This is a genomic window from Pseudomonas sp. LBUM1666 (genome assembly GCF_059695775.1).
In genome coordinates this window covers 6,024,840-6,045,264 of record NZ_CP166789.1, presented here as the reverse complement: position 1 = coordinate 6,045,264, position 20,425 = coordinate 6,024,840, and the positions used below count along the sequence as shown (strand labels likewise).

General features: G+C 59.7%; 21 protein-coding genes and 2 pseudogenes. 12 read left to right on the top strand and 11 right to left on the bottom strand.

What is annotated here, in order from left to right:
* Nucleotides 1-2: 2 nt before the first annotated feature.
* The 4 genes and pseudogenes from ACA056_RS27970 to ACA056_RS27955 all read left to right on the top strand — a co-directional run.
* The gene (locus ACA056_RS27970) at nt 3-1,340 is read left to right on the top strand and encodes an ammonium transporter (protein ID WP_497269288.1); all 1,338 of its coding nucleotides are present in this window, start codon (nt 3-5) and stop codon (nt 1,338-1,340) included.
* 215 nt (nt 1,341-1,555) lie between these two features.
* Nucleotides 1,556-1,981, top strand: a complete 426-nt coding sequence (locus ACA056_RS27965) for a secondary thiamine-phosphate synthase enzyme YjbQ (protein ID WP_008030499.1) — start codon at nt 1,556-1,558, stop codon at nt 1,979-1,981.
* A 102-nt stretch (nt 1,982-2,083) separates the two neighbouring features.
* Entirely contained in the window at nt 2,084-2,407 is a 324-nt protein-coding gene (gene sutA, locus ACA056_RS27960) for a dormancy-specific transcriptional regulator SutA (protein WP_415758644.1), read from the top strand.
* Nucleotides 2,408-2,517: 110 nt separating this feature from the next.
* Nucleotides 2,518-3,479: pseudogene (locus ACA056_RS27955) on the top strand (IS3 family transposase); the annotation flags it as partial.
* Between the two features lie 7 nt (nt 3,480-3,486).
* On the opposite strand, the gene ACA056_RS27950 reads toward ACA056_RS27955, so the two are convergent.
* Nucleotides 3,487-4,863, bottom strand: a complete 1,377-nt coding sequence (locus ACA056_RS27950) for an IS30 family transposase (protein ID WP_497266487.1) — start codon at nt 4,861-4,863, stop codon at nt 3,487-3,489.
* Between the two features lie 65 nt (nt 4,864-4,928).
* Between ACA056_RS27950 and ACA056_RS27945 the strand changes: the two are divergent.
* Nucleotides 4,929-5,220: pseudogene (locus ACA056_RS27945) on the top strand (integrase core domain-containing protein); the annotation flags it as partial.
* Between the two features lie 53 nt (nt 5,221-5,273).
* On the opposite strand, the gene ACA056_RS27940 reads toward ACA056_RS27945, so the two are convergent.
* From ACA056_RS27940 to lptM, 6 genes are read right to left on the bottom strand one after another with little or no spacing between them, the layout of a single operon-like run.
* Nucleotides 5,274-5,984: an HAD family hydrolase gene (locus ACA056_RS27940; RefSeq protein ID WP_497269285.1), complete on the bottom strand. Its 711-nt coding sequence runs from the start codon at nt 5,982-5,984 to the stop codon at nt 5,274-5,276.
* Nucleotides 5,981-6,880 carry a tyrosine recombinase XerC gene (gene xerC / locus ACA056_RS27935; protein WP_497269283.1) on the bottom strand — a complete coding sequence of 300 codons (900 nt, stop codon included), beginning with the start codon at nt 6,878-6,880 and terminating at the stop codon, nt 5,981-5,983. Before xerC ends, ACA056_RS27940 begins: the two co-directional genes overlap by 4 nt.
* Before the next feature lie 2 nt (nt 6,881-6,882).
* A complete protein-coding gene (locus tag ACA056_RS27930) occupies nt 6,883-7,608 on the bottom strand; it encodes a DUF484 family protein (RefSeq protein WP_129440062.1) in 726 nt (241 codons plus the stop codon).
* A 13-nt stretch (nt 7,609-7,621) separates the two neighbouring features.
* Nucleotides 7,622-8,452 carry a diaminopimelate epimerase gene (gene dapF / locus ACA056_RS27925; RefSeq protein ID WP_497269281.1) on the bottom strand — a complete coding sequence of 277 codons (831 nt, stop codon included), beginning with the start codon at nt 8,450-8,452 and terminating at the stop codon, nt 7,622-7,624.
* Nucleotides 8,453-8,456: 4 nt separating this feature from the next.
* On the bottom strand, nt 8,457-9,704 hold the full coding sequence (lysA, locus tag ACA056_RS27920) for a diaminopimelate decarboxylase (RefSeq protein ID WP_497269279.1): 1,248 nt from the start codon (nt 9,702-9,704) through the stop codon (nt 8,457-8,459).
* A gap of 9 nt (nt 9,705-9,713) precedes the next feature.
* Nucleotides 9,714-9,887 carry an LPS translocon maturation chaperone LptM gene (gene lptM, locus ACA056_RS27915; protein WP_497269277.1) on the bottom strand — a complete coding sequence of 58 codons (174 nt, stop codon included), beginning with the start codon at nt 9,885-9,887 and terminating at the stop codon, nt 9,714-9,716.
* Between the two features lie 239 nt (nt 9,888-10,126).
* On the opposite strand from lptM, the gene cyaY reads away from it, so the two are divergent.
* From cyaY to rnk, 3 genes are all read left to right on the top strand, one after another.
* Nucleotides 10,127-10,459 (top strand): iron donor protein CyaY, encoded by a 333-nt coding sequence (gene cyaY / locus ACA056_RS27910; RefSeq protein WP_008150266.1) that lies wholly within the window; start codon nt 10,127-10,129, stop codon nt 10,457-10,459.
* 4 nt (nt 10,460-10,463) lie between these two features.
* Nucleotides 10,464-10,688, top strand: a complete 225-nt coding sequence (locus ACA056_RS27905; protein WP_082555745.1) for a DUF1289 domain-containing protein — start codon at nt 10,464-10,466, stop codon at nt 10,686-10,688.
* Nucleotides 10,689-10,814: 126 nt separating this feature from the next.
* Complete coding sequence (rnk, locus tag ACA056_RS27900; RefSeq protein ID WP_497269275.1) at nt 10,815-11,225, top strand: nucleoside diphosphate kinase regulator; 411 nt, start codon at nt 10,815-10,817, stop codon at nt 11,223-11,225.
* Nucleotides 11,226-11,232: 7 nt separating this feature from the next.
* On the opposite strand, the gene ACA056_RS27895 is transcribed toward rnk, so the two are convergent.
* The 3 genes from ACA056_RS27895 to ACA056_RS27885 form a co-directional block, all read right to left on the bottom strand.
* A complete protein-coding gene (locus ACA056_RS27895; RefSeq protein ID WP_497269273.1) occupies nt 11,233-14,079 on the bottom strand; it encodes a class I adenylate cyclase in 2,847 nt (948 codons plus the stop codon).
* A gap of 205 nt (nt 14,080-14,284) precedes the next feature.
* Nucleotides 14,285-14,530 (bottom strand): TIGR02647 family protein, encoded by a 246-nt coding sequence (locus ACA056_RS27890; RefSeq protein ID WP_149631213.1) that lies wholly within the window; start codon nt 14,528-14,530, stop codon nt 14,285-14,287.
* A gap of 251 nt (nt 14,531-14,781) precedes the next feature.
* Entirely contained in the window at nt 14,782-15,078 is a 297-nt protein-coding gene (locus ACA056_RS27885; RefSeq protein ID WP_415758651.1) for a hypothetical protein, read from the bottom strand.
* 124 nt (nt 15,079-15,202) lie between these two features.
* Between ACA056_RS27885 and ACA056_RS27880 the strand changes: the two genes are divergently transcribed.
* Nucleotides 15,203-15,862 (top strand): glutathione S-transferase family protein, encoded by a 660-nt coding sequence (locus ACA056_RS27880; protein ID WP_497269270.1) that lies wholly within the window; start codon nt 15,203-15,205, stop codon nt 15,860-15,862.
* Nucleotides 15,863-15,978: 116 nt separating this feature from the next.
* Here the strand turns inward: ACA056_RS27880 and argH are convergent, their stop codons facing one another.
* Nucleotides 15,979-17,373 (bottom strand): argininosuccinate lyase, encoded by a 1,395-nt coding sequence (gene argH, locus ACA056_RS27875; protein ID WP_033060676.1) that lies wholly within the window; start codon nt 17,371-17,373, stop codon nt 15,979-15,981.
* 460 nt (nt 17,374-17,833) lie between these two features.
* Here argH and ACA056_RS27870 point away from each other — a divergent pair, with 460 nt between their 5' ends.
* The 3 genes from ACA056_RS27870 to ACA056_RS27860 all read left to right on the top strand — a co-directional run bounded on the left by ACA056_RS27870 (nt 17,834) and on the right by ACA056_RS27860 (nt 20,423).
* Entirely contained in the window at nt 17,834-18,580 is a 747-nt protein-coding gene (locus ACA056_RS27870) for a LytR/AlgR family response regulator transcription factor (RefSeq protein ID WP_033060674.1), read from the top strand.
* 137 nt (nt 18,581-18,717) lie between these two features.
* Entirely contained in the window at nt 18,718-19,659 is a 942-nt protein-coding gene (gene hemC, locus ACA056_RS27865; protein WP_497269267.1) for a hydroxymethylbilane synthase, read from the top strand.
* The gene (locus ACA056_RS27860) at nt 19,656-20,423 is read left to right on the top strand and encodes a uroporphyrinogen-III synthase (protein ID WP_497269265.1); all 768 of its coding nucleotides are present in this window, start codon (nt 19,656-19,658) and stop codon (nt 20,421-20,423) included. The genes hemC and ACA056_RS27860 overlap by 4 nt, the downstream gene beginning before the upstream one ends.
* Nucleotides 20,424-20,425: the final 2 nt, after the last annotated feature.

The window sequence follows — 20,425 nt, the reverse complement described above, 5'->3', positions numbered from 1 at the left end:
ATATGACTCTGCGTAAATTCGCAGGGCTAGGAGCCCTGTTGTCCCTCGTAATGCCCGGCCTGGTTATGGCGGCAGACGAAGTGGCAGCCCCAGTCCTCAACTCCGGCGACACCGCCTGGATGATGACCTCGACAGCCCTCGTGCTGTTCATGACCATTCCCGGCCTCGCGCTGTTCTACGGCGGCATGGTTCGGTCGAAAAACATTCTTTCCGTGATGATGCAGTGCTTCGCCATTACCGGCCTGATCAGCATCCTGTGGGTCATTTATGGCTACAGCATCGCGTTCGATACCACCGGCATGGAACAGGGCGTCGTCAACTTCAACTCATTCTTCGGCGGCATGGGCAAGGCATTCCTCGCCGGTGTCACGCCATCGAGCCTGACCGGTCCCGCGGCGCTGTTCCCTGAGGCGGTGTTCATCACCTTCCAGATGACCTTCGCCATCATCACCCCTGCGCTGATCGTCGGTGCTTTCGCCGAGCGGATGAAGTTCTCCGCGATGCTGATCTTCATGGGCGTCTGGTTCACTCTGGTTTATGCACCGATTGCGCACATGGTCTGGTCCGGTAACGGCGGCCTGATGTGGGACTGGGGCGTGCTGGACTTCGCTGGCGGCACCGTGGTGCACATCAACGCCGGTGTGGCCGGTCTGATTGCCTGCCTGGTACTGGGCAAACGCAAAGGCTTCCCGACTACCCCGATGGCGCCGCACAACCTCGGTTACACCCTGATGGGCGCTGCGATGCTGTGGGTCGGCTGGTTCGGCTTCAACGCCGGTTCCGCTGCTGCGGCCAACGGCACTGCCGGTATGGCGATGCTGGTGACCCAGATCGCAACCGCCGCCGCTGCATTGGGTTGGATGTTCGCCGAGTGGGTCACTCATGGCAAACCAAGTGCTCTGGGTATCGCTTCGGGTGTTGTGGCCGGTCTGGTTGCAATCACGCCAGCCGCTGGCACCGTGGGCCCGATGGGGGCTCTGGTCATCGGCCTGGCAGCCGGCGTGGTGTGCTTCTTCTGCGCCACCACCCTGAAACGCAAACTCGGTTATGACGATTCCCTGGACGCCTTCGGTGTGCACGGCATCGGCGGTATCCTCGGCGCGATCCTGACCGGTGTCTTCGCTGCACCGGCCCTGGGTGGCTTCGGCACTGTCACCGACATCGGTGCACAAGTCTGGATTCAGATGAAAGGCGTGGGCTTCACGGTGATCTACACCGCGATCGTCACCTATATCATTCTCAAGGTCCTGGACGCCGTCATGGGTCTGCGCATCACTGAGGAAGAAGAGGCGGTCGGCATCGATCTGGCGCTCCACAACGAACGCGGCTACAACTTGTAAGTACGCGCACAAAAAAACTTGCCCGGCTTGCCGGGCATTTTTTTGTCTGGAGTTTGTCAGTGAAGGAACTGCTGAAAGGTTTTTTCGTACATGTTTAGTGGCGTTTACGACGAGCGTTTTTCTGCGGCCAATGGCTTACATGATAGAAGGAATATTAGGGCCTTTGTTTTTTCCCAGAGCGCGCTAGAATGCGCCCCGAACGTGCGGAGAACTGTATGTGGCAACAGACTCTGATTACCCTGCGGGCGAGGCCCCGGGGCTTTCATCTGGTAACGGACGAGTTACTCGCCGGCCTGCCTGAACTCAAGGCATGTCGGGTCGGTCTGTTGCATTTGTGGCTGCAGCATACCTCGGCGTCGTTGACCATCAACGAGAACGCCGATCCGGCGGTACGTCGCGACTTCGAACGATTTTTCAATCGTCTGATCCCACAAGGAACAGACGGCTATGAGCATAACGACGAAGGCCTGGACGACCTCCCGGCGCACTTCAAGGCCAGCGTGCTTGGCTGTCAGCTCAGTTTGCCGATTTCGGCAGGCCGACTGGCGCTGGGGACCTGGCAAGGCGTTTATCTGGGCGAGCACCGTGATTTTGGCGGTGCCCGTAAAGTCCTCGCCACCGTGCACGGTGAAGAGGCATAAGCCGCTGGATGCCAGCGGTTGTAGAATTTTTTCCGGCGGCCTTCGACAGACGGCGAAGCTGGGCTATAACTAATCTGCTTTTCGCAAGTCATGAGGTAGAACATGAGCGACGATGATCTGGAAAACGACGACCTCGAAGTAGGCGACGACGACGAAACCGAAGAAGGTCTGGAAACAGCAGCGGAAGACGTTGCTGACGACGATGGCGGTGAAACGCCCGTTCCGACCGCCAAAGGCAAAGCCAAGGCAGCGGTATCGGTCGATGAGCTGCCGAGCGTCGAAGCGAAAAACAAGGAGCGTGATGCTCTGGCGCGGGCCATGGAAGAGTTCCTGGCCAAGGGCGGCAAGGTGCAGGAAGTGGAGGCCAATGTGGTCGCCGATCCGCCCAAGAAGCCTGACAACAAGTACGGCAGCCGGCCTATCTGAGCCTGCTACTTGCTTGCTGAAAAAGCCCGCCGTCGCTGCGGGCTTTTTCATGGGCGGTGTCTCGTCCTGAATAAGGTTTACACCTTCTGGCTTCTTATCAGGACGGTGCAATGGATACGGGCGCAAAACGCAGTCAGCGCGATTACACACTGACTTTTAAATTGTCGGTCGTCGATCAGGTTGAAAAAGGCGAGTTGAGTTATAAAGAGGCTCAACGGCGCTACGGGATCCAGGGCCGCTCGACGGTGCTGGTCTGGTTACGCAAGCATGGTCGACAGGACTGGAGCCAGGGCGCCTCAATTCGAACGCAGAGGAGCCGAGCAATGGACGAGCCCACCCTGCCATTGACCCCCGAGCAGAGAATTAAAGAGCTTGAGGAACAGTTGGCGCTGGCCAATCAGAAAGCCAAGTTCTTTGAAGACGTGGTCGAGGTTCTGAAAAACGACTACGGCGTATCTGTCGTAAAAAAGCGGCCCGGCAAGTCGTTGCGCAAACCCAAACCCTGAGTGTCAGCAGGGCTTGCCAGTTCATGGGAATCAGCCGCCAAGCTTATTACAAGCGTGATCGGGTCTATCGAGCCCGGGTCGAGCAAGATCAAAAACTCATCCAATTTGTGCAGGAAATCCGCGTGCGCCAGCCCTGCATAGGCGCTCGCAAGCTGCACTCGATGATGAACGCCAAACAAGACAGGCAGGAGCTGCATGTCGGCCGGGATCGCTTGTTCGAGGTGTTGCGCGATCACCGCCAGCTGGTTCGCAGAAAACGGGCGTATCACAAGACAACCGACAGTCATCATCGCTTCCGCTGTCATCCCAATCTCCTGAAGCCGGGCCCACTGCAAGTGGTTGCCACAGGTCCGGAACAGGTCTGGGTGGCTGATATCACCTATCTCTCCACGCGAGAAGGCCCCGCCTATTTGAGTTTGGTGACGGATGCCTACTCGAGAAAGATTGTCGGCTACCACGTGCATGACAGCTTGCATGCCAAATCCGTGGCTCAAGCCTTTCGCATGGCCTTAAAGACGCGTCGAACGAACCAGAAACTGGTACATCACTCTGATCGAGGTGCGCAGGGCGGATTCAACCGGTCGTCGCAACACTGGATTGTTGAATTGATTTTAGATACTTGTTTAGTGCTTCGGCAGGTGTTTTCCAGCCGAGTGTTTTCCGAGGCCTTGTGTTCAGCGCATGGGCTACGGCTTGGATCTCTTGGGCACTCCAGCGAGACAGGTCGGTACCTTTCGGGAAGTATTGGCGCAGAAGACCGTTCGTATTCTCGTTCGTGCCGCGCTGCCATGGACTATGAGGGTCAGCAAAAAAGACCTTCACTCCGGATTCGATGGTAAATCGAGCGTGATCAGATAGTTCCTTTCCACGATCCCAAGTCAAAGATTGCCACAATTCGATGGGTAGGTCAGTCACCGTCTTCTTCAGTGCATTGGCCATAGTGACAGCCCCGTAGCCGGCCAGCGCCGGGCCGTTCTTCGTTCGAGGAATTAGCCCATAACCTTCCTCGCGAGGCAGGTGGACGAGCATGGTGAATCGAGTTGAGCGCTCGACCAGGGTTCCAATCGCAGATCGGTTCAGACCGATGATCAGGTCTCCCTCCCAATGCCCTGGTACAGCCCGGTCTTCCACCTCAGCAGGGCGACTGGAGATCATGACATCCTCGCTGACGTGCGCCCATGTTTTGGCCTGCGCCCTAGCTCTCGGCACACGCAATGCTCGCCCTGTGCGCAGGCAGCTCACTAGCTCGCGCTTAAGAGCTCCTCGCCCCTGAATATAGAGGGCCTGATATATGGCTTCGTGAGAGATGCGCATGGATTCATCGTCCGGAAAATCGATCTTTAACCGGTTGGTAATCTGTTCGGGCGACCAGCCATTGACCCATTTACGGTCACTGCGATGTGGTTTATTTCGGCCTTTGAAGGGAGCTTGTCGAGGCCCAACAATCTCGCGACCATTAGCGCCGTGAACTTTACCCTCCAGACGGTCTTGCACGTAGTGACACAGCCGCGGGTTAGTCAACAGTTTCGCTGGCTTCGGTCTTTTGGCAACCAGTTCTGCCTTCCATTGTGCGACTGAAGCACGATACTCAAGCCGACCGCAACGAGTTGCAGCATTACGTGTCAGTTCCCGTGAAACTGTCGACGGGCTTCGTCCAAGGAGACGCGCAATCTCACGTACGCCAACACCTTTCGCCCGAAGCAGCCCAATCTCTTCTCGCTCTGCGAACGATAAGTACCTTCCGGATATTTGGTTAGACATGAACAATGGCATCCCGCCCCGATGACGGAACCAGCGTGTGCCTACCGCTGATGATACGCCAGTCGCCTCCGCTGCCTTTTCGCTTGTGATCCCGGTTGCGATTTGTTTCCAGAATAGCCGCTCGATTTCATTACGAAGTGACGGCGCACCTGGCGAACGCATCGCTCCACGCCCCGTCAACTTTTGCATCCAGCCTGCAGACCGTCCCATAAACACCTCGATCAAAGGTGTTGCGACGACCGGTTGAATCCGCCCAGTACTGCTCCGATCTCTACCAAAAACCGCACGCGAAAAGCGGAGTTACATGCTCGATGACCGATGGCTACGACTGCTGCCAAAACGCCTTGGCAGAGCGGGTAAACGGCATTTTGAAAACGGAACTGCTGCTCTACCGGCCAACAAATCTGGCACAGGCTGAACGGATGGTGAGAGAAGCAATTACGATCTACAACCAGGAGCGTCCGCACCTGTCCTTAAAATACAAAACGCCCGATGCGGTGCATCGGGCGTTAGGGTGAAACAGGTGTAAACCTATTTCAGGACTAGACACGGAATAAAATCGTGAGCCTGCGGTGATCCCCTGTGGGATATCGGTGATCTCAGGATTGGTGTTGGGCGTTCCAGAGGGCCAGCAACGCCGGCAACTCGCTCAGACTGCGAATCTCGGCATCCGGTGCCTTCTCGGCTTCCCAAACTTTACCCGCCGGGTTAAACCAGATCGCCCGCAATCCCGCCTGCTGGGCGCCGGCAATGTCGTCACCCGGATGATCGCCGATATGCACGGCCGTCTCGGCCGTCGCACCACCACGTTGCAACGCCTCATGAAACAGTCGCGCATCCGGCTTGCCGATGCCGATGTCTTCGGCGCACAAGGCAAACTTGAAGTAATCCGCCAGCCCTAACCGACGCACATCGGCGTTGCCATTGGTGACCACGCCGAGGGCGTAGTGATTGGCCAGCGTTTCCAGGGTCGGTTGCACCTCCGGGAAGATTTCCAGCTGATGCCGCGCATGCAGAAACACTTCAAAACTCTGATCGGCCAGGTCTGAGGCCTGACCCTGGTCGTAACCGGCCTCTTCCAGCGCGTGGAACAAGACTCGGCGGCGCAGGGCGCTGATGCGGTGCTTGAGCCCCGGCTCACTGCTCAGAATCCGCTCGCGAATCGCCCACAAATGCTCCACCGGCACGGCGCCCAGATTCGGTGCATGCTCGGTCAGCCATTCACGCAATATGGCTTCGGCGCTGACGATCACCGGGGCGGTATCCCACAGGGTGTCGTCGAGGTCGAAGGTGATCAATTGAATTCTCATGACTCATCGCCTTTGATGCGTTTGGCCCGTGGATGGGCGCTGTCGTAAACCGTCGCCAGGTGCTGAAAGTCCAGGTGGGTGTAGATCTGGGTGGTTTTGATGTCCGAGTGGCCGAGCAATTCCTGAACCGCGCGCAGGTCCTGGGAGGACTCCAGCAAATGGCTGGCGAAGGAGTGTCGCAGCATGTGCGGATGCAGGTTCTGCCCCAGTTCGCGCTCGCCTGCGGCTTTAACCCGCACCTGAATCGCCCGAGGGCCAAGACGCCGGCCTTGCTGGCTGACAAATACCGCGTCGTCCGCAGGGTTGGTCATGGCCCGTAGCGGCAGCCATAACTCCAATGCTTCGCGAGCTTTTTTGCCGACCGGCAGCAGTCGGGTCTTGCTGCCCTTGCCGAGCACTTGAACCATGCCGTCGGCCAGGTCCAGTTGATCCAGATTGAGCCCGGTCAGCTCCGACAGCCGCAAACCCGAGGAATAGAACAGCTCCAGAATCGCCTGATCCCGACGTGCCAGAAAATCATCTTCCACCGCGCCCTCAAGCAGTTGCAGTGCGCGGTCGGTGTCGAGGGTTTTTGGCAGCCGACGTTCACCCTTCGGCGGCGCCAGGCCGTTGGCCGGGTCGTGATCGCAGAAGCCTTCACGGTTCAGATAGTGATAGAGCCCGCGCACCGCCGACAACAGCCGCGCCAGGCTGCGCGAAGATTGGCCCTGAGCATGCAGGCGAGCGATCAGGCTGCGCAGGCGCTGGATATCCAGGGCCGCCCAACTGCTGATGTTCTGTTTGACGCACCAGCCCAACACTTTGTCGAGGTCGCGGCGGTAGGCGTATAGCGTGTGAGGCGACACCTGCCGCTCACTGCGCAGGTGTTCGCAGTAAGCGTCCAGTTGCCGCTCCACGATCAGCGTACCGAGCGCAGGGAGGTGTTGACCCGTGGCAGCACGCGGCCCATCACTTCTGCGATGTAGCTGAGGAACAGCGTGCCCACCGAACTCTTGTAGTGCTGCGGGTCACGGCTGGCGATGGCCAGGACGCCGTGGATGCCCTGGTAGCTGATGGCGACAACGGCGGTGGAGCCGATCTGTTTGCGCTGTTCTTCGCCGAACAGGAAGTCCAGTTCATGTTCACGCAGGCTGCCGCTGACGCTTTTGTCTTCCGAGAGCAGGCCGCCGATGGCCGTTTGCGCGTCGGCATGGGTCACCCAGCGGCCCACCGGCATCGGGTTGTCACCCAGCAGGATCAGGCTGACGAAGGGCACCTGGAAGTCCTGGCGCAGACTGTCTTCGACACTGATTACCACGTCTTCCAGGCTGGTGGCGTCCATCAGCGCGAGAATCAGGCGGCGGGTCTTGTCGAAAAGGCGGTCGTTGTCGCGGGCCACGTCCATCAAGTGCGAGAGGCGATGCCGCAACTCGATATTGCGGTCGCGCAGGATGGTCATCTGGCGTTCGACCAGCGAAATGGTGTCGCCGCGCTGGTGCGGAATGCGCAAGGTTGCGAGCAGTTCTTCATGCTCGACGAAGAAATCCGGATGAGCCTCCAGGTACGCGGCAATCGCCGCCGCCTCAAGGCTTTCGGAAGGGGATTCGTCGGGCTGTAGGGCGGGAACCTGGGGCTTATCTTTCATGGATTCGACTCTCTCAAAGACGCACTTGTCCTTCATAAACGCGCACTGCCGGGCCGGTCATCATGACCGGTTGGCCAGGGCCTGCCCATTCAATGGACAGACGCCCGCCGGGCAGGTCGATCAATAGTGGCGAATCCATCCACCCCTGGCTGATCGCGGCCACTGCGGCAGCGCAAGCGCCGGTTCCGCAAGCCTGGGTTTCCCCGGTCCCGCGTTCCCAGACGCGCAGCTGCGCGCGGTTGCGGTCGATGACCTGGAGAAAACCGACATTGACCCGCGCCGGGAAGCGCGGATGGTTTTCGATTTTCGGCCCCAGTTCATGCACCGGTGCATTGTTGATGTCGCTGACCCGCAGCACGGCATGGGGGTTGCCCATGGACACGGCGGCCAGATCGACCAGGGTGCCGTCAACGTCAATCTGATAGCTCGTGGCCTGCTCCGGCGCTTCAAAAGGAATCTCGGCCGGCACCAGGCGCGGTGCGCCCATGTTGACACCGATCTGCCCGTCGCTGCGGATATCCAGTTCGATGATGCCGCTTTTGGTCTCGACGCGGATCTGCCGCTTCGCGGTCAGACGCTTGTCGAGCACGAAGCGCGCGAAACAGCGCGCACCGTTGCCGCACTGTTCCACTTCGGAGCCGTCGGCGTTGAAGATCCGGTAGCGGAAATCCACGTCCGGGTTGCTGGGCGCCTCGACGATCAGCAACTGATCGAAACCGATACCCGTATGCCGATCGCCCCATTGCTTGGCGTGTTTGGGCAGGATGTGCGCATGCTGGCTGACCAGGTCGAGGACCATGAAGTCATTGCCCAGGCCGTGCATCTTGGTAAAACGCAGCAGCATGGGGTTACTCCGGCAGCAGGCTTTCGCCAGCAAACAACTCGGCTACCGTCTCACGGCGACGCACTTCAAATGCCTGATCACCGTCCACCAACACTTCAGCGGCACGGCCGCGGGTGTTGTAGTTGGAACTCATGACAAACCCATAGGCACCGGCCGAATGCACGGCCAGCAGGTCGCCTTCTTCCAGGGCCAGCTCACGATCCTTGGCCAGGAAGTCGCCGGTCTCGCAGATCGGGCCGACGATGTCGTAGGCGCGAGCCGCGGTAGTGCGCGGGCGCACGGCGGTGACGTCCATCCAGGCCTGGTACAGCGCCGGGCGGATCAGGTCGTTCATGGCGGCGTCGACGATGGCGAAGTCTTTGTGTTCGGTGTGCTTGAGGTACTCGACCTGGGTCAGCAGCACGCCGGCGTTGGCGACGATGAAGCGGCCCGGCTCGAACACCAGCGCCAGGTCACGACCGTCGAGACGCTCGCGCACGGCTTTGATGTAGTCGGCAGCCAATGGCGGCTCTTCATCGCGATAACGCACGCCCAAACCACCACCGAGATCGATGTGACGCAGATAAATGCCGCAATCGCCGAGGCGGTCGACCAGGCCCAGCAGGCGGTCGAGAGCATCGATGAAGGGCGGCAGGGTGGTCAGTTGCGAACCGATGTGGCAATCGACGCCGACCACTTCCAGGTTTGGCAGTTGGGCGGCGCGGATGTACACGTCTTCGGCGTCGGCGATGGCGATGCCGAACTTGTTCTCTTTAAGACCGGTGGAAATGTACGGGTGAGTGCCAGCGTCGACATCCGGGTTCACGCGCAGCGAGATCGGCGCACGAACGCCCAGCTCGGCGGCGACCACTTGCAGGCGTTCCAGCTCATCGGTGGATTCGACGTTGAAGCAATGCACGCCGACTTCCAGGGCACGACGCATGTCGTCACGGGTCTTGCCGACACCGGAGAACACGATTTTGTCGGCGCTGCCGCCAGCGGCCAGTACGCGTTCCAGTTCGCCACGGGAGACGATGTCGAAACCGGCACCGAGACGGGCCAGGACATTCAGTACACCCAGGTTGGAGTTGGCCTTGACCGCAAAGCAGACCAGGTGCGGCATGCCGGCCAGCGCATCGGCATAAGCCAGGTACTGGGCTTCGATGTGCGCACGGGAGTAGACGTAGGTCGGTGTGCCAAAGCGTTCGGCGACGGCGGACAGGGCAACACCTTCCGCGAACAGCTCGCCGTCACGGTAGTTAAAAGCGTCCATGGCGTTCCCTTATTGGTAGACGTCGTGCTTGTGTGCTTTCGACGGAGACTTCTGCGACGACTTGGCTTGCTCGGCAGGGTCCTGGCTATCGTCAGGCAGGTACAGCGGGCCTTTTTGACCACAGGCCGACACAAGGCAGGCAACCGCGACGAGCGCAGCAAGGGAAGAGATCAGGCGCTTCATGGCGAAATCCTTGAAAATGCGTTAATTGCGCCGGAGTATACCGGCCACCCGGCAGCTTGCCTATGCGACGGGGCTCCCGTCCGGCGGGGCTTGGACCGTGGCGCGGTAACTTATCCTGCGCCGTACACGGATATTTCGTAACGCTATTGGGCCCTTGGTCGTTATCCTTTGCAATCACCGGGGCTCGCCCGTATCTTGCGGCGCTTGAGCGTGAGTAGACACTTTTTGAGGTTCCCGCAATGAGTTTGACTGAAGCCCGTTTCCACGATCTGGTCGATGCCACCCAGCAGACGCTGGAGGATATTTTTGACGAGTGTGACCTGGATATTGATCTGGAGAGCTCGGCCGGTGTGCTCACCGTCAAGTTCGAAAACGGCAGCCAGTTGATTTTCAGTCGTCAGGAGCCGCTGCGGCAACTGTGGCTGGCGGCCGTGTCCGGCGGGTTCCACTTCGATTACGACGAAGAGAGCAAGCGCTGGATGTGTGACAAGAGCGACGAACAACTCGGCGAAATGCTCGAGCGCATCGTCAAGCAGCAAGCTGACGCCGAACTCGATTTCGAAGGTCTGTGAGATCGTGACCCAGCCTGCGCCCGTTCGTCCGCCCAAACCGCTCTACAGCAATGTCAGCCCGGCGGTGGCTTCGCCGTGCAGCGGTGTGTGTCGGCTGGATGAGCAAAAGGTCTGCCTTGGGTGTTTTCGCCATGTCGAAGACATCCGCGAATGGCGCTCGGCCGATGACGATCGGCGTCGGGTTATCTGCGCCCAGGCCGCACAGCGCAAACAGGTCGGCGGGGCCTGACTTGTATATTTATTGAGCTGTGATAGTGTCGAGAAACGCCTCAACCCATCGAGGCTCGTGAAAACCCCGCCTTTTTCTGGCGGGGTTTTGCTTTTTCTGTGCAGAAGAAAGGAGTCTGCCCAAATCATGACCGCACCTTCAATTACCCTTACCCGTCTGGACGTGCAACGTCTGGAGCGCCTGATCGACAGCCTGGATGACACGCTGCCGGGCGTTATCGCGCTGCAAACCGAACTGGACCGCGCCGATACCCTGGTCGGTCACGAAGACGTGCCAGCCGATGTCGTGACCATGAATTCCCGTGTGCATTGCCGTGAAGAGATCAGCGGCAAGGACTATCACCTGACGCTGGTTTACCCGAAGGAAGCCAATGCCGACGAAGGCAAAATTTCCATTCTTGCGCCAGTGGGCAGTGCTTTGCTCGGTATGAAGGTGGGTCAACACATCGACTGGCCGGCTCCGGGCGGCAAGACCCTCAAACTGACTCTGCTGGAAGTCGAATCGCAGCCTGCCAATGGCGGGGCCTTCCCGGAATGACGTCCCCTCAGACCTGCTCGAGCGCCTCGTTCAATGCGCGCTCCAGGTCAGCCTTGTAGCGCAAATACAAAATGCTTGAACTCTGACCATCACCGAGCAGGCCCGACAGGTCCAGGTCGGTGATGTAACAGCGATAGCGTTCGATTTCACGGCGCTGCTCGACGATTTCCCGGGCGACCACGCTAAACAATCGGTCGCCATGTTCCAGCTCTGAAAACTCCCGCTGATTGCAATACAACGTGACCTGCACCTGCCCCGGTGCGGCTTTGCCGACAATCGCCTGCACGTCGTAGAACGGTTTGTTGGCCGGGGTTTGCGGCGCTGGCCGAGCTTCGACCCGACGCGCCCGTACGGGGCCGGAGGGCAGCAGTTGGTAATACAAGATGTCCAGGCTCGGCGGCTGGGCGACGTCCATCGGCAGCAAGGCGTCGCGCCGGTACTGGATCGATTGCAGGAAACGTTGCACCGGCACCAGCAGGCTTTGCTCATCGTGGTAGGGCAAGCGCTGCTGCCACAGGGCATTGAATTCATCCAGTACGTACAGGTCGGCGTGGTATTCGTTGATCCGGTAGAACACCTGAATGCACTCGGGCTGACCCATCGGCAGGACCAGCGCCAGGTCATGGTCTTCCAGTGCCATCGGGTCCAGGTGCAGCGGGCTGTAGCTTGCCAGCTCTTCGCCCAGGTAATCGACCAGCGCCGGCAGCGTGGCGAGGGCGACATGATTGACCTGGCCGGGCACCAGTTCCAGTACGTGGTAGTGCTGCTGGACCTGAATCAGGTAGCGATGATTGAGTTTGCTCAACAGCAGGTTCTGCGCGGTGTCGAGGATCTCTTCGACCCGCCGGGCGATGAACTGTGCGCGGTTGTGGCAGAAGCAACGAACCCGCAACGTGGGCTGTTGTAGCCCGCCGGGCAGGTTGTTGAGGTAATCGCGCACGCAGTCGAGCAGCGCGTGAGGGCCGTCGAAACGGCTGACCAGCACTTCGTTCCAACTATTGAGCGTGACCTGATCCAGGGTCAGCACCAGGTTTTCCCGGACGCCGGCGTAACTCAGGGAATCGGTGCGCTCGGTGGTCATCAGAATGTTCAGGTCGCGGTGGTGCTTGAGTGGATCGACGCCGACGTTCACCAGGATCAGCACTTCGCTCGGCACACTGGCGCGCAGTAACGGTTCTTCGGCGACAGTCGTCAGCGGCAGGACGATGCTTTGTTGCAGGCTGCCGAGCAGGTTGAACAGTTCGAACTCGCTCAGGTCGCTGCTGCCGGGATGCAAGGCCAGGCGAGTGCTGCTGTCGATCACGCCGTTGCGGTGACACCAGGTCAGCAGTTCCAGCAATTGGCGGCCGCGCTTGATCGGTGCGAAATGCTCCCACTCGAGGGCCGTCAGGCTGCCGTTGTACAAACCCCACTGAGTTTGCCCCGACTCTTTTTTGTTCGGCGCGTGCACCAGCGTGAGTGTGTCTTCGGCCAAGTCCGGGGCGATGCCAGGGTTGATGAACTCGACCTTGTCGGCCTTGCGCTCGAAGGCCGCGTATAACCGTCGACCCAGCACGTTGAGGTCGCGCTTGTTGATCAGGCTGGCGGTCTGTTCGTTGCGGGCGAACTGGGTCAGGAAGCGATAGCTGTAATTGAGCTCATTGACCAAGGCCCTGCGTTCAGAGCCGACCTGACGGACTTTCCACTGGCTGCGGCTATCGAGCAGGGCCAGTTGACGATGATCCCACTGCCATTCGTGGGCCAGGCGTTTGAGCAACGAACGCTGCCAGCTCTGAGTGCGACTGTTGCTGCCGGTGAGTTTGCGATTGACCTTCAGGTACAACGCCCGGCGTACCAGTTCCAGCCGTTCTGGCTCGCCACGGGCGGTCAGGTATTCCTCGATGCGCCGGTAGACCACGACGTACGGATCCAGCTCATCAAGGTCGAGCCGATTGGCAAACACCGCTTGCTTGAAGCGCAGGCTCAGGCAATGGACCTTGGGGTGTTCGCTGGCATAGACCTCGGTCAGCAGCAGTTTGAGGACCGATTTGTACGGCGACTCGATGCCCTTGAACAACTGCCAGAGCCCGGCACCGATGAATTCGCCAGGCGGGATATAGGCCAGATGTCCCAGGTCCAGGGTTTCGTCGGCACGGATGAAGCGCTTGGACATCAGCGTGTGGGTGTAACGGTCGTAGCTCGCTTCTTCGTAGACCGGCACCAGCCACCAGACGGGCGTGCGTCCGGCCAGCCAGATCGCGGTGCGATAAAACTCGTCCAGCAGCAGATAGTGCTGGGTGGTGCCGCAGTCTTCCGAACTCAGTTGCGTATCACGCTCGCCGCGTACGAAACGGGTCGGATCGATCAGGAAGAAATGCGCCTCGGCGCCCTGACTGGCAGCCCAGAGTTCGAGGAGCTGGCATTTTTTGCGCAGTTCAACGAGCTCGCTTTCGCTCAAGTCCGGCCCGTGACAAACCCACACGTCCATGTCGCTCTGGTCGGCCTGGGCGAGGGTTCCGAGGCTGCCCATCAGGAACAGGCCGTGAATCGGTCGCGGCGGATTACTGCCGTGGCGGGGCTTATAGGAAAACGAGCGGGTCAGGCGTTGGGCTTCGGCGAGGGTGTTGGCGTCGGGCTCGTAATTCGACAGCCCGGCCGGCGTGCTGCCCGAAACGTACCCCGGCAACAGCGGATGATTGACGTGGAAAAACAGCGGCAACAGGGTCAGCACCGCTTGCTGGCGGGTCGACAACCCTTCCATGGCGCGGGCCATACGGCCTTCGTTGAGCTTCAGAAAACGTGCGCGCAGCTGGCTGAGAACCTTGCGGTCGATTCCCTCGTCCAGATCGGGGCGGATTTCATGGGTGCGGGTCATGTCAGCTCAAACCGGCTCGCGGGGCTCAGACGTGGGTGTCTGCGTATGAGGGGCAGTTTAGCGCCTCGGCTCCAGGACTTTTAAGCTGATTTTGTTTTTCTGGCGTCAGATTTTTATCACGGGGCGACGGCAGGTAACAGGCAGGTAACGAAATGTGCCCGCGGAAATCCCGTAGCAGGGGTTTCCGTGGGCGCTACGGTAATGCTCAGGCTGTTTCTTCTACGGTCAAAATGGTCAGAACGGTTTGTACATTTTGCGCGGCGTCACGGCCCAGGCTGGTCAGATAACCGCCATCGGGCTGAGTGATCAGTTCTTTGTCGAACAGGCGTTGGGCGGCGGCAATGGCTTTCGGGGCAGCGGTCTGATGAATTTTCAAACCTTCCTGGGAACTGTCCAGGTTGAAGAGTGCGAGGATTTCCAGTTCGGCAACCAACTCAGGGGTAAGCGACATAAGGACTCCAGACTTTCTAGGAATTGGACGACAGCGTCCCTAAGGTGATCCCACTCGGGCGGCATGTCCAGTGCTCGCGACAGGGTTTTTTCGCCTTGGGAAGCATTCCCCGGTGGGTGGAGCGGCAGCGGGGTGCGTACCAGTGTAGTCAGGGTCTGGGGGAAGGCGGGACTGATTGGTGACAATCTGTGTGGAGCGGGCTTTTGTGGTTATGGAGATTGCCACAGAAGCCTGCGCCCTTCAGGTCGGAGTTATTTCTTTTCGGGTGGCAACTCTGGCAATGCGCGCAACGCAGCTTCGTACCATTCGGTGTTGAACGCGCGGTCTTCTTCGAGGATCGCGTCGATTTCCACCGCCAGAACGTGGGCCATCAGATTGAGGATTTCTTCACGTTCGTAACCCACCAACGTCAGCTTGTTGAAGGTCGCCTTGGCGGCCGGTGGGTTGTCGCTTTCGATCTGGTTTTCGATGGCTTCGACCAGGGTGTTTTCGGCGAACTCTTCTTCGTCGATGTCGTCGTCGTTGATGCCGGGGGTTGGCTCGCTCATGGCAGGCTCCTCAAGTTAAGGCAGCCAGTTTACCTGCATTCAGCGCTGTGATGCTGCTGGCAAGAAACGTCGCGGCGTTCTATAAAAGGCACCTGCCAACCCCGCACGGCCTGGAGGCTATGTGATGCTCAAGCTTTATGGATTCTCCGTCAGCAACTACTACAACATGGTCAAGCTGGCGCTGCTCGAGAAGGGACTGCCGTTTGAAGAGGTGCTGTTTTACCCGGGACCGAGTCCCGAGGCATTAGCCATCAGCCCGCGCGGGAAGGTGCCGGTGCTGGGCGTCGAACAGGGTTTCGTCAACGAAACCAGCGTGATTCTCGAGTTCCTCGAACAAAGCCAGAAAGGCACGCCGCTGTTGCCGAGCGATCCCTTTGAGCGATCGCAGGTCCTGGCACTGGCCAAGGAAATCGAGCTGTATATCGAATTGCCGGGGCGTGCCTGCTACGCCGAAGCATTTTTCGGCATGCAGGTGCCGGAGGCAATCAAGGACAAGACCAAGGCTGAATTGCTGCTGGGGTTTGCGTCCCTGGGCAGGCACGGAAAATTCGCCCCTTACGTGGCAGGTGACAGCCTGAGCATTGCGGATTTGTATTTCCTCTACAGCGTGCCGTTGGCATGTGCGGTGGCGCAGAAGCTGTTTGACCTGGATTTGCTGGCTGAGATGCCGGCGGCCAAGGCGCTGCTGGAGCGTCTGGGGAAAAATCCGAATGTGCAGCGGATCGCAAAGGACAAGGACGCGGCAATGCCAGCGTTTTTGGCGATGGTCGCGTCCAAGAAGTAGGTTTTACCGCGTCTTCAAGACCGCTTTCGCGAGCAGGCTCGCTCCCACAGGGGAACGCATTCCAAATGTGGGGGCGAGCCTGCTCCGGGCGGCGTTCCGACGAAGCTTTTGACGGTTTAGCGGCTGGCGAGCAATGCCTGGCCGCGAGCCACGGCCTTCTTGACCTGTGCCGGCGCAGTCCCGCCGATGTGGTCACGGGCATTCACCGAGCCTTCCAACGTCAACACTGCGAACACATCCTGATCGATCTGGTCGCTGAACTTGCGCAGCTCTTCCAGGCTCATTTCCGCCAGGTCTTTACCGCTTTCCACGCCGTACTTCACGGCATGGCCAACGATTTCGTGGCAGTCACGGAACGGCAGCCCGCGGCGGACCAGGTAGTCGGCCAGGTCGGTGGCGGTGGAGAAACCGCGCAGGGCTGCTTCACGCATCATCGCGTGCTTGGGTTTGATCGCCGGGATCATGTCGGCAAAGGCCCGCAGTGAGTCGCGCAAGGTGTCGGCGGCGTCGAACAGTGGCTCTTTATCTTCCTGGTTGTCCTTGTTGTAGGCCAGGGGCTGGCCTTTCATCAAGGTCAGCAGGCCCATCAGCGCGCCGAATACGCGGCCGGTCTTGCCACGCACCAGCTCCGGAACGTCCGGGTTTTTCTTTTGCGGCATGATCGAGCTACCGGTGCAGAAACGGTCCGGCAGATCGATGAACTGGAACTGCGCGCTGGTCCACAGCACCAGTTCTTCGGAGAAGCGCGACAAGTGCATCATCGCGATGCTCGCGGCCGAGCAGAACTCGATGGCGAAGTCACGATCGGACACGTTGTCCAGTGAGTTACCGCCAACAGCGTCGAAGCCCAACAGTTGGGCGGTGTATTCACGGTCGATCGGATAGGTAGTGCCGGCCAGTGCGGCGCTGCCCAGCGGCATGCGGTTGGTACGTTTGCGGCAGTCGACCAGACGCTCGTAGTCTCGGCTAAGCATCTCGAACCAGGCCAGCATGTGGTGCCCGAAGGTCACCGGCTGCGCGGTTTGCAGGTGAGTGAAGCCCGGCATGATGCTGCCGGCTTCGCGCTCGGCCTGTTCCAGCAAGCCTTTTTGCAGGCGGGTGATTTCGCTCAGGATCAGGTCGATCTCGTCACGCAGCCACAGGCGGATGTCGGTGGCGACCTGGTCGTTACGGCTGCGGCCGGTGTGCAGCTTTTTACCGGTGACGCCGATGCGGTCGGTCAGGCGCGCCTCGATGTTCATGTGCACGTCTTCGAGGTCGATGCGCCAGTCGAACTGGCCGGCCTCGATTTCACCCTGGATGGTCTTCAGGCCATCGGTGATGCTGTCGCGCTCGGCATCGGTCAGCACGCCGACCTTGGCCAACATCGTGGCGTGGGCGATCGAGCCCATGATGTCGTGGCGATACAGGCGCTGGTCGAAAGTGACGGAGGCGGTGAAGCGGGCGACGAAGGCGTCGACGGGTTCACTGAAGCGGCCGCCCCAGGACTGATTGGTCTTGTCAGTGCTCATGAATTCGCTCGTGTCGGCTGAAGAAAGATGGCGTAGAAAGCTGCCGCGGATAATAACAGGGTTGCCAATCCTGTCGCTGGCACTGGTCGATACGTTTTTTTCTCAGGCGACGGTCCATACTCGAGTCAACGCCGAGGGGATTTGCGCAACGATATTTTTCAATTGAGCAATATCGTGCCGGCAACCGTCTACAGTTGGACAGTAGGATCAGCGCACTTCCAGACGCTGCGGCTGACTATAAGAAGAGGGGGGTGTTCATATTGTGTATCAACAAACCCTACGGCGATGCCTCGCCAACGCGGGCCTGGGCCGCCAAACGCACGACAGATGAAAATTTAGCCGTCGGTCGGGCGGCACTTTTTGGCCCTCGCGCTAGTCTTAGCGTGGATCGCGGTGACGGACGTCACTTCACCTGTCTACGCTATCCTTGTGCGAGACTCACGCAGGAATCCAGCGCAATATGAATGTCCTGATCGTTGATGACGAACCCCTTGCCCGCGAGCGCCTGAGCCGAATGGTTGGCGAACTCGAGGGATACAGTGTCCTGGAGCCTAGCGCCACGAACGGCGATGAGGCGTTGGCTCTGATCGATAGCCACAAACCCGATATCGTGCTGCTCGATATCGGCATGCCAGGCCTCGATGGCCTGCAAGTGGCTGCACGATTGTGCGAACGCGAAACCCCACCCGCCGTGGTGTTTTGCGCAGGGCCCGATGAATTTGCCGTGGAAGCCTTACAGGCCAGCGCCGTAGGCTATCTGGTGAAACCTGTGCGTACAGAACAATTGCATGAAGCGTTGAAAAAAGCCGAGCGGCCCAATCGCGTCCAGCTTGCGGCCCTGACCCGTCCCGCCGCCGAAAGTGGCAGCGGCCCGCGCAGCCACATCAGCGCCCGTACCCGTAAAGGTATCGAACTGATCCCGTTGGGTCAGGTGGTCTACTTTATTGCGGATCACAAATACGTGACCTTGCGCCACGAAGGCGGCGAAGTGCTGCTGGATGAGCCGCTCAAGGCCCTTGAAGATGAATTTGGCGACCGCTTCGTGCGAATCCACCGCAACGCGCTGGTCGCCCGCGAACGCATCGAACGCCTGCAGCGCACGCCTCTGGGGCATTTTCAGCTGTTCCTCAAAGGCTTGAACGGCGACGCCCTGATCGTCAGCCGACGGCATGTGGCCGGCGTGCGCAAGATGATGCAACAGCTTTAATCCGTCATTTACGGGCGGGTTTCATCCCGATTGCTGGACGTCTGAGGCCAGGGAGGCCACGCAGTTTCTGATACAAGTCAAAGTGGATTTGGCTGAGCTGTTATTATCCGCCGTATCTATTCAGTACGGATTGATCCATGTCCTCTCGCGAAATCCGCATCGCCACCCGTAAAAGTGCACTCGCCCTGTGGCAGGCCGAATACGTCAAAACCCGTCTGGAAGAGGCTCATCCGGGTCTGCTCGTGACGTTGGTGCCCATGGTCAGTCGCGGTGACAAGTTGCTCGACTCGCCACTGTCGAAAATCGGCGGCAAGGGCCTGTTCGTCAAAGAACTGGAAACTGCGCTGCTGGAAAACGAAGCCGACATCGCGGTGCACTCGATGAAAGACGTGCCGATGGACTTTCCTGAAGGCCTCGGTCTGTTTTGCATCTGCGAGCGAGAAGACCCGCGTGATGCCTTCGTCTCCAACACCTACACCAGCCTGGACGAATTGCCGCAAGGCAGCATCGTCGGCACCTCCAGCCTGCGCCGTCAGGCCCAGTTGCTGACCCGTCGTCCGGACCTGGAAATTCGCTTCCTGCGCGGCAACGTCAACACGCGCCTGGCCAAGCTCGATGCCGGCGAATACGACGCCATTATCCTCGCTGCTGCCGGCCTGATTCGTCTCGGCTTTGAAGATCGGATCACCTCGGCCATCAGCGTCGACGACAGTCTGCCGGCCGGTGGCCAAGGCGCGGTGGGTATCGAATGCCGCAGCGTCGACAGCGAAATTCACGCGCTGTTGGCACCGCTGCACCATCAGGACACCGCCACCCGCGTGACGGCCGAACGTGCTCTCAACAAACATCTGAATGGCGGCTGCCAAGTGCCGATCGCCTGCTATGCCGTGCTTGAAGGCGAGCAGATCTGGTTGCGTGGTCTTGTCGGTGATCCGAACGGCGGTCTGCTGCTCAGCGCCGAGGCTCGTGCGCCACGTAGCAACGCCGAAGCCTTGGGCGTGCAAGTGGCTGAAGACCTGCTGAGTCAAGGCGCCAACGACATTCTGAAAGCAGTTTACGGCGAGGCAGGTCACGAGTGACGGGTTGGCGCCTGCTGCTGACGCGTCCCGCGGATGAGTCGGCGGCGCTGAGCAGTCTTTTGGCTGAAAAGGGGATTTTCAGCAGCAGTTTGCCGCTTTTGGAGATCGAGCCGATTCCTGCCTCTGACACAATGCGCGAGGTGATTCAGGGGCTGGATCGTTATTGCGCGGTGATCGTGGTCAGCAAGCCGGCCGCCAGAATTGCTGTGGATCTGCTCGACCGGTATCGGCCGCAGCCCCCTCGTTTGAAGTGGTTCAGCGTGGGTGCAGCCACCGCGCAGATCCTCGAGGATCGCGGGTTGGACATCCGCTTTCCGGTGGATGGCGATGACAGCGAAGCCTTGCTTGAACTTCCTCAGTTACGTGAGGCAATCGCGCGGCCCGACCCACGCGTGCTGATTCTGCGCGGGGAGGGCGGGCGCGAGTTGCTGGCTGAGCGTTTGCGCGAGCTTGGTGCTAGTGTCGAGTATCTGGAGTTGTACCGCCGCGACCTGCCGCACTACCCGCCGGCAGCGCTGCCTGACCTGATCGAAGCGGAACGCTTGAACGGGCTGGTGGTCAGCAGTGGACAGGGTTTTGAGCACCTGCATCAATTGGCCGGCGATGCCTGGCCGCAATTGGCGCGGTTGCCGTTGTTTGTTCCAAGCCCCAGGGTCGCCGAGCTGGCACGTGCCGCCGGGGCCCAAACAGTTGTGGATTGTCGTGGCGCCAGTGCCGCGGCTTTGCTGACGGCGTTACGGGAGCATCCCGGACCCGTTCTCTAATG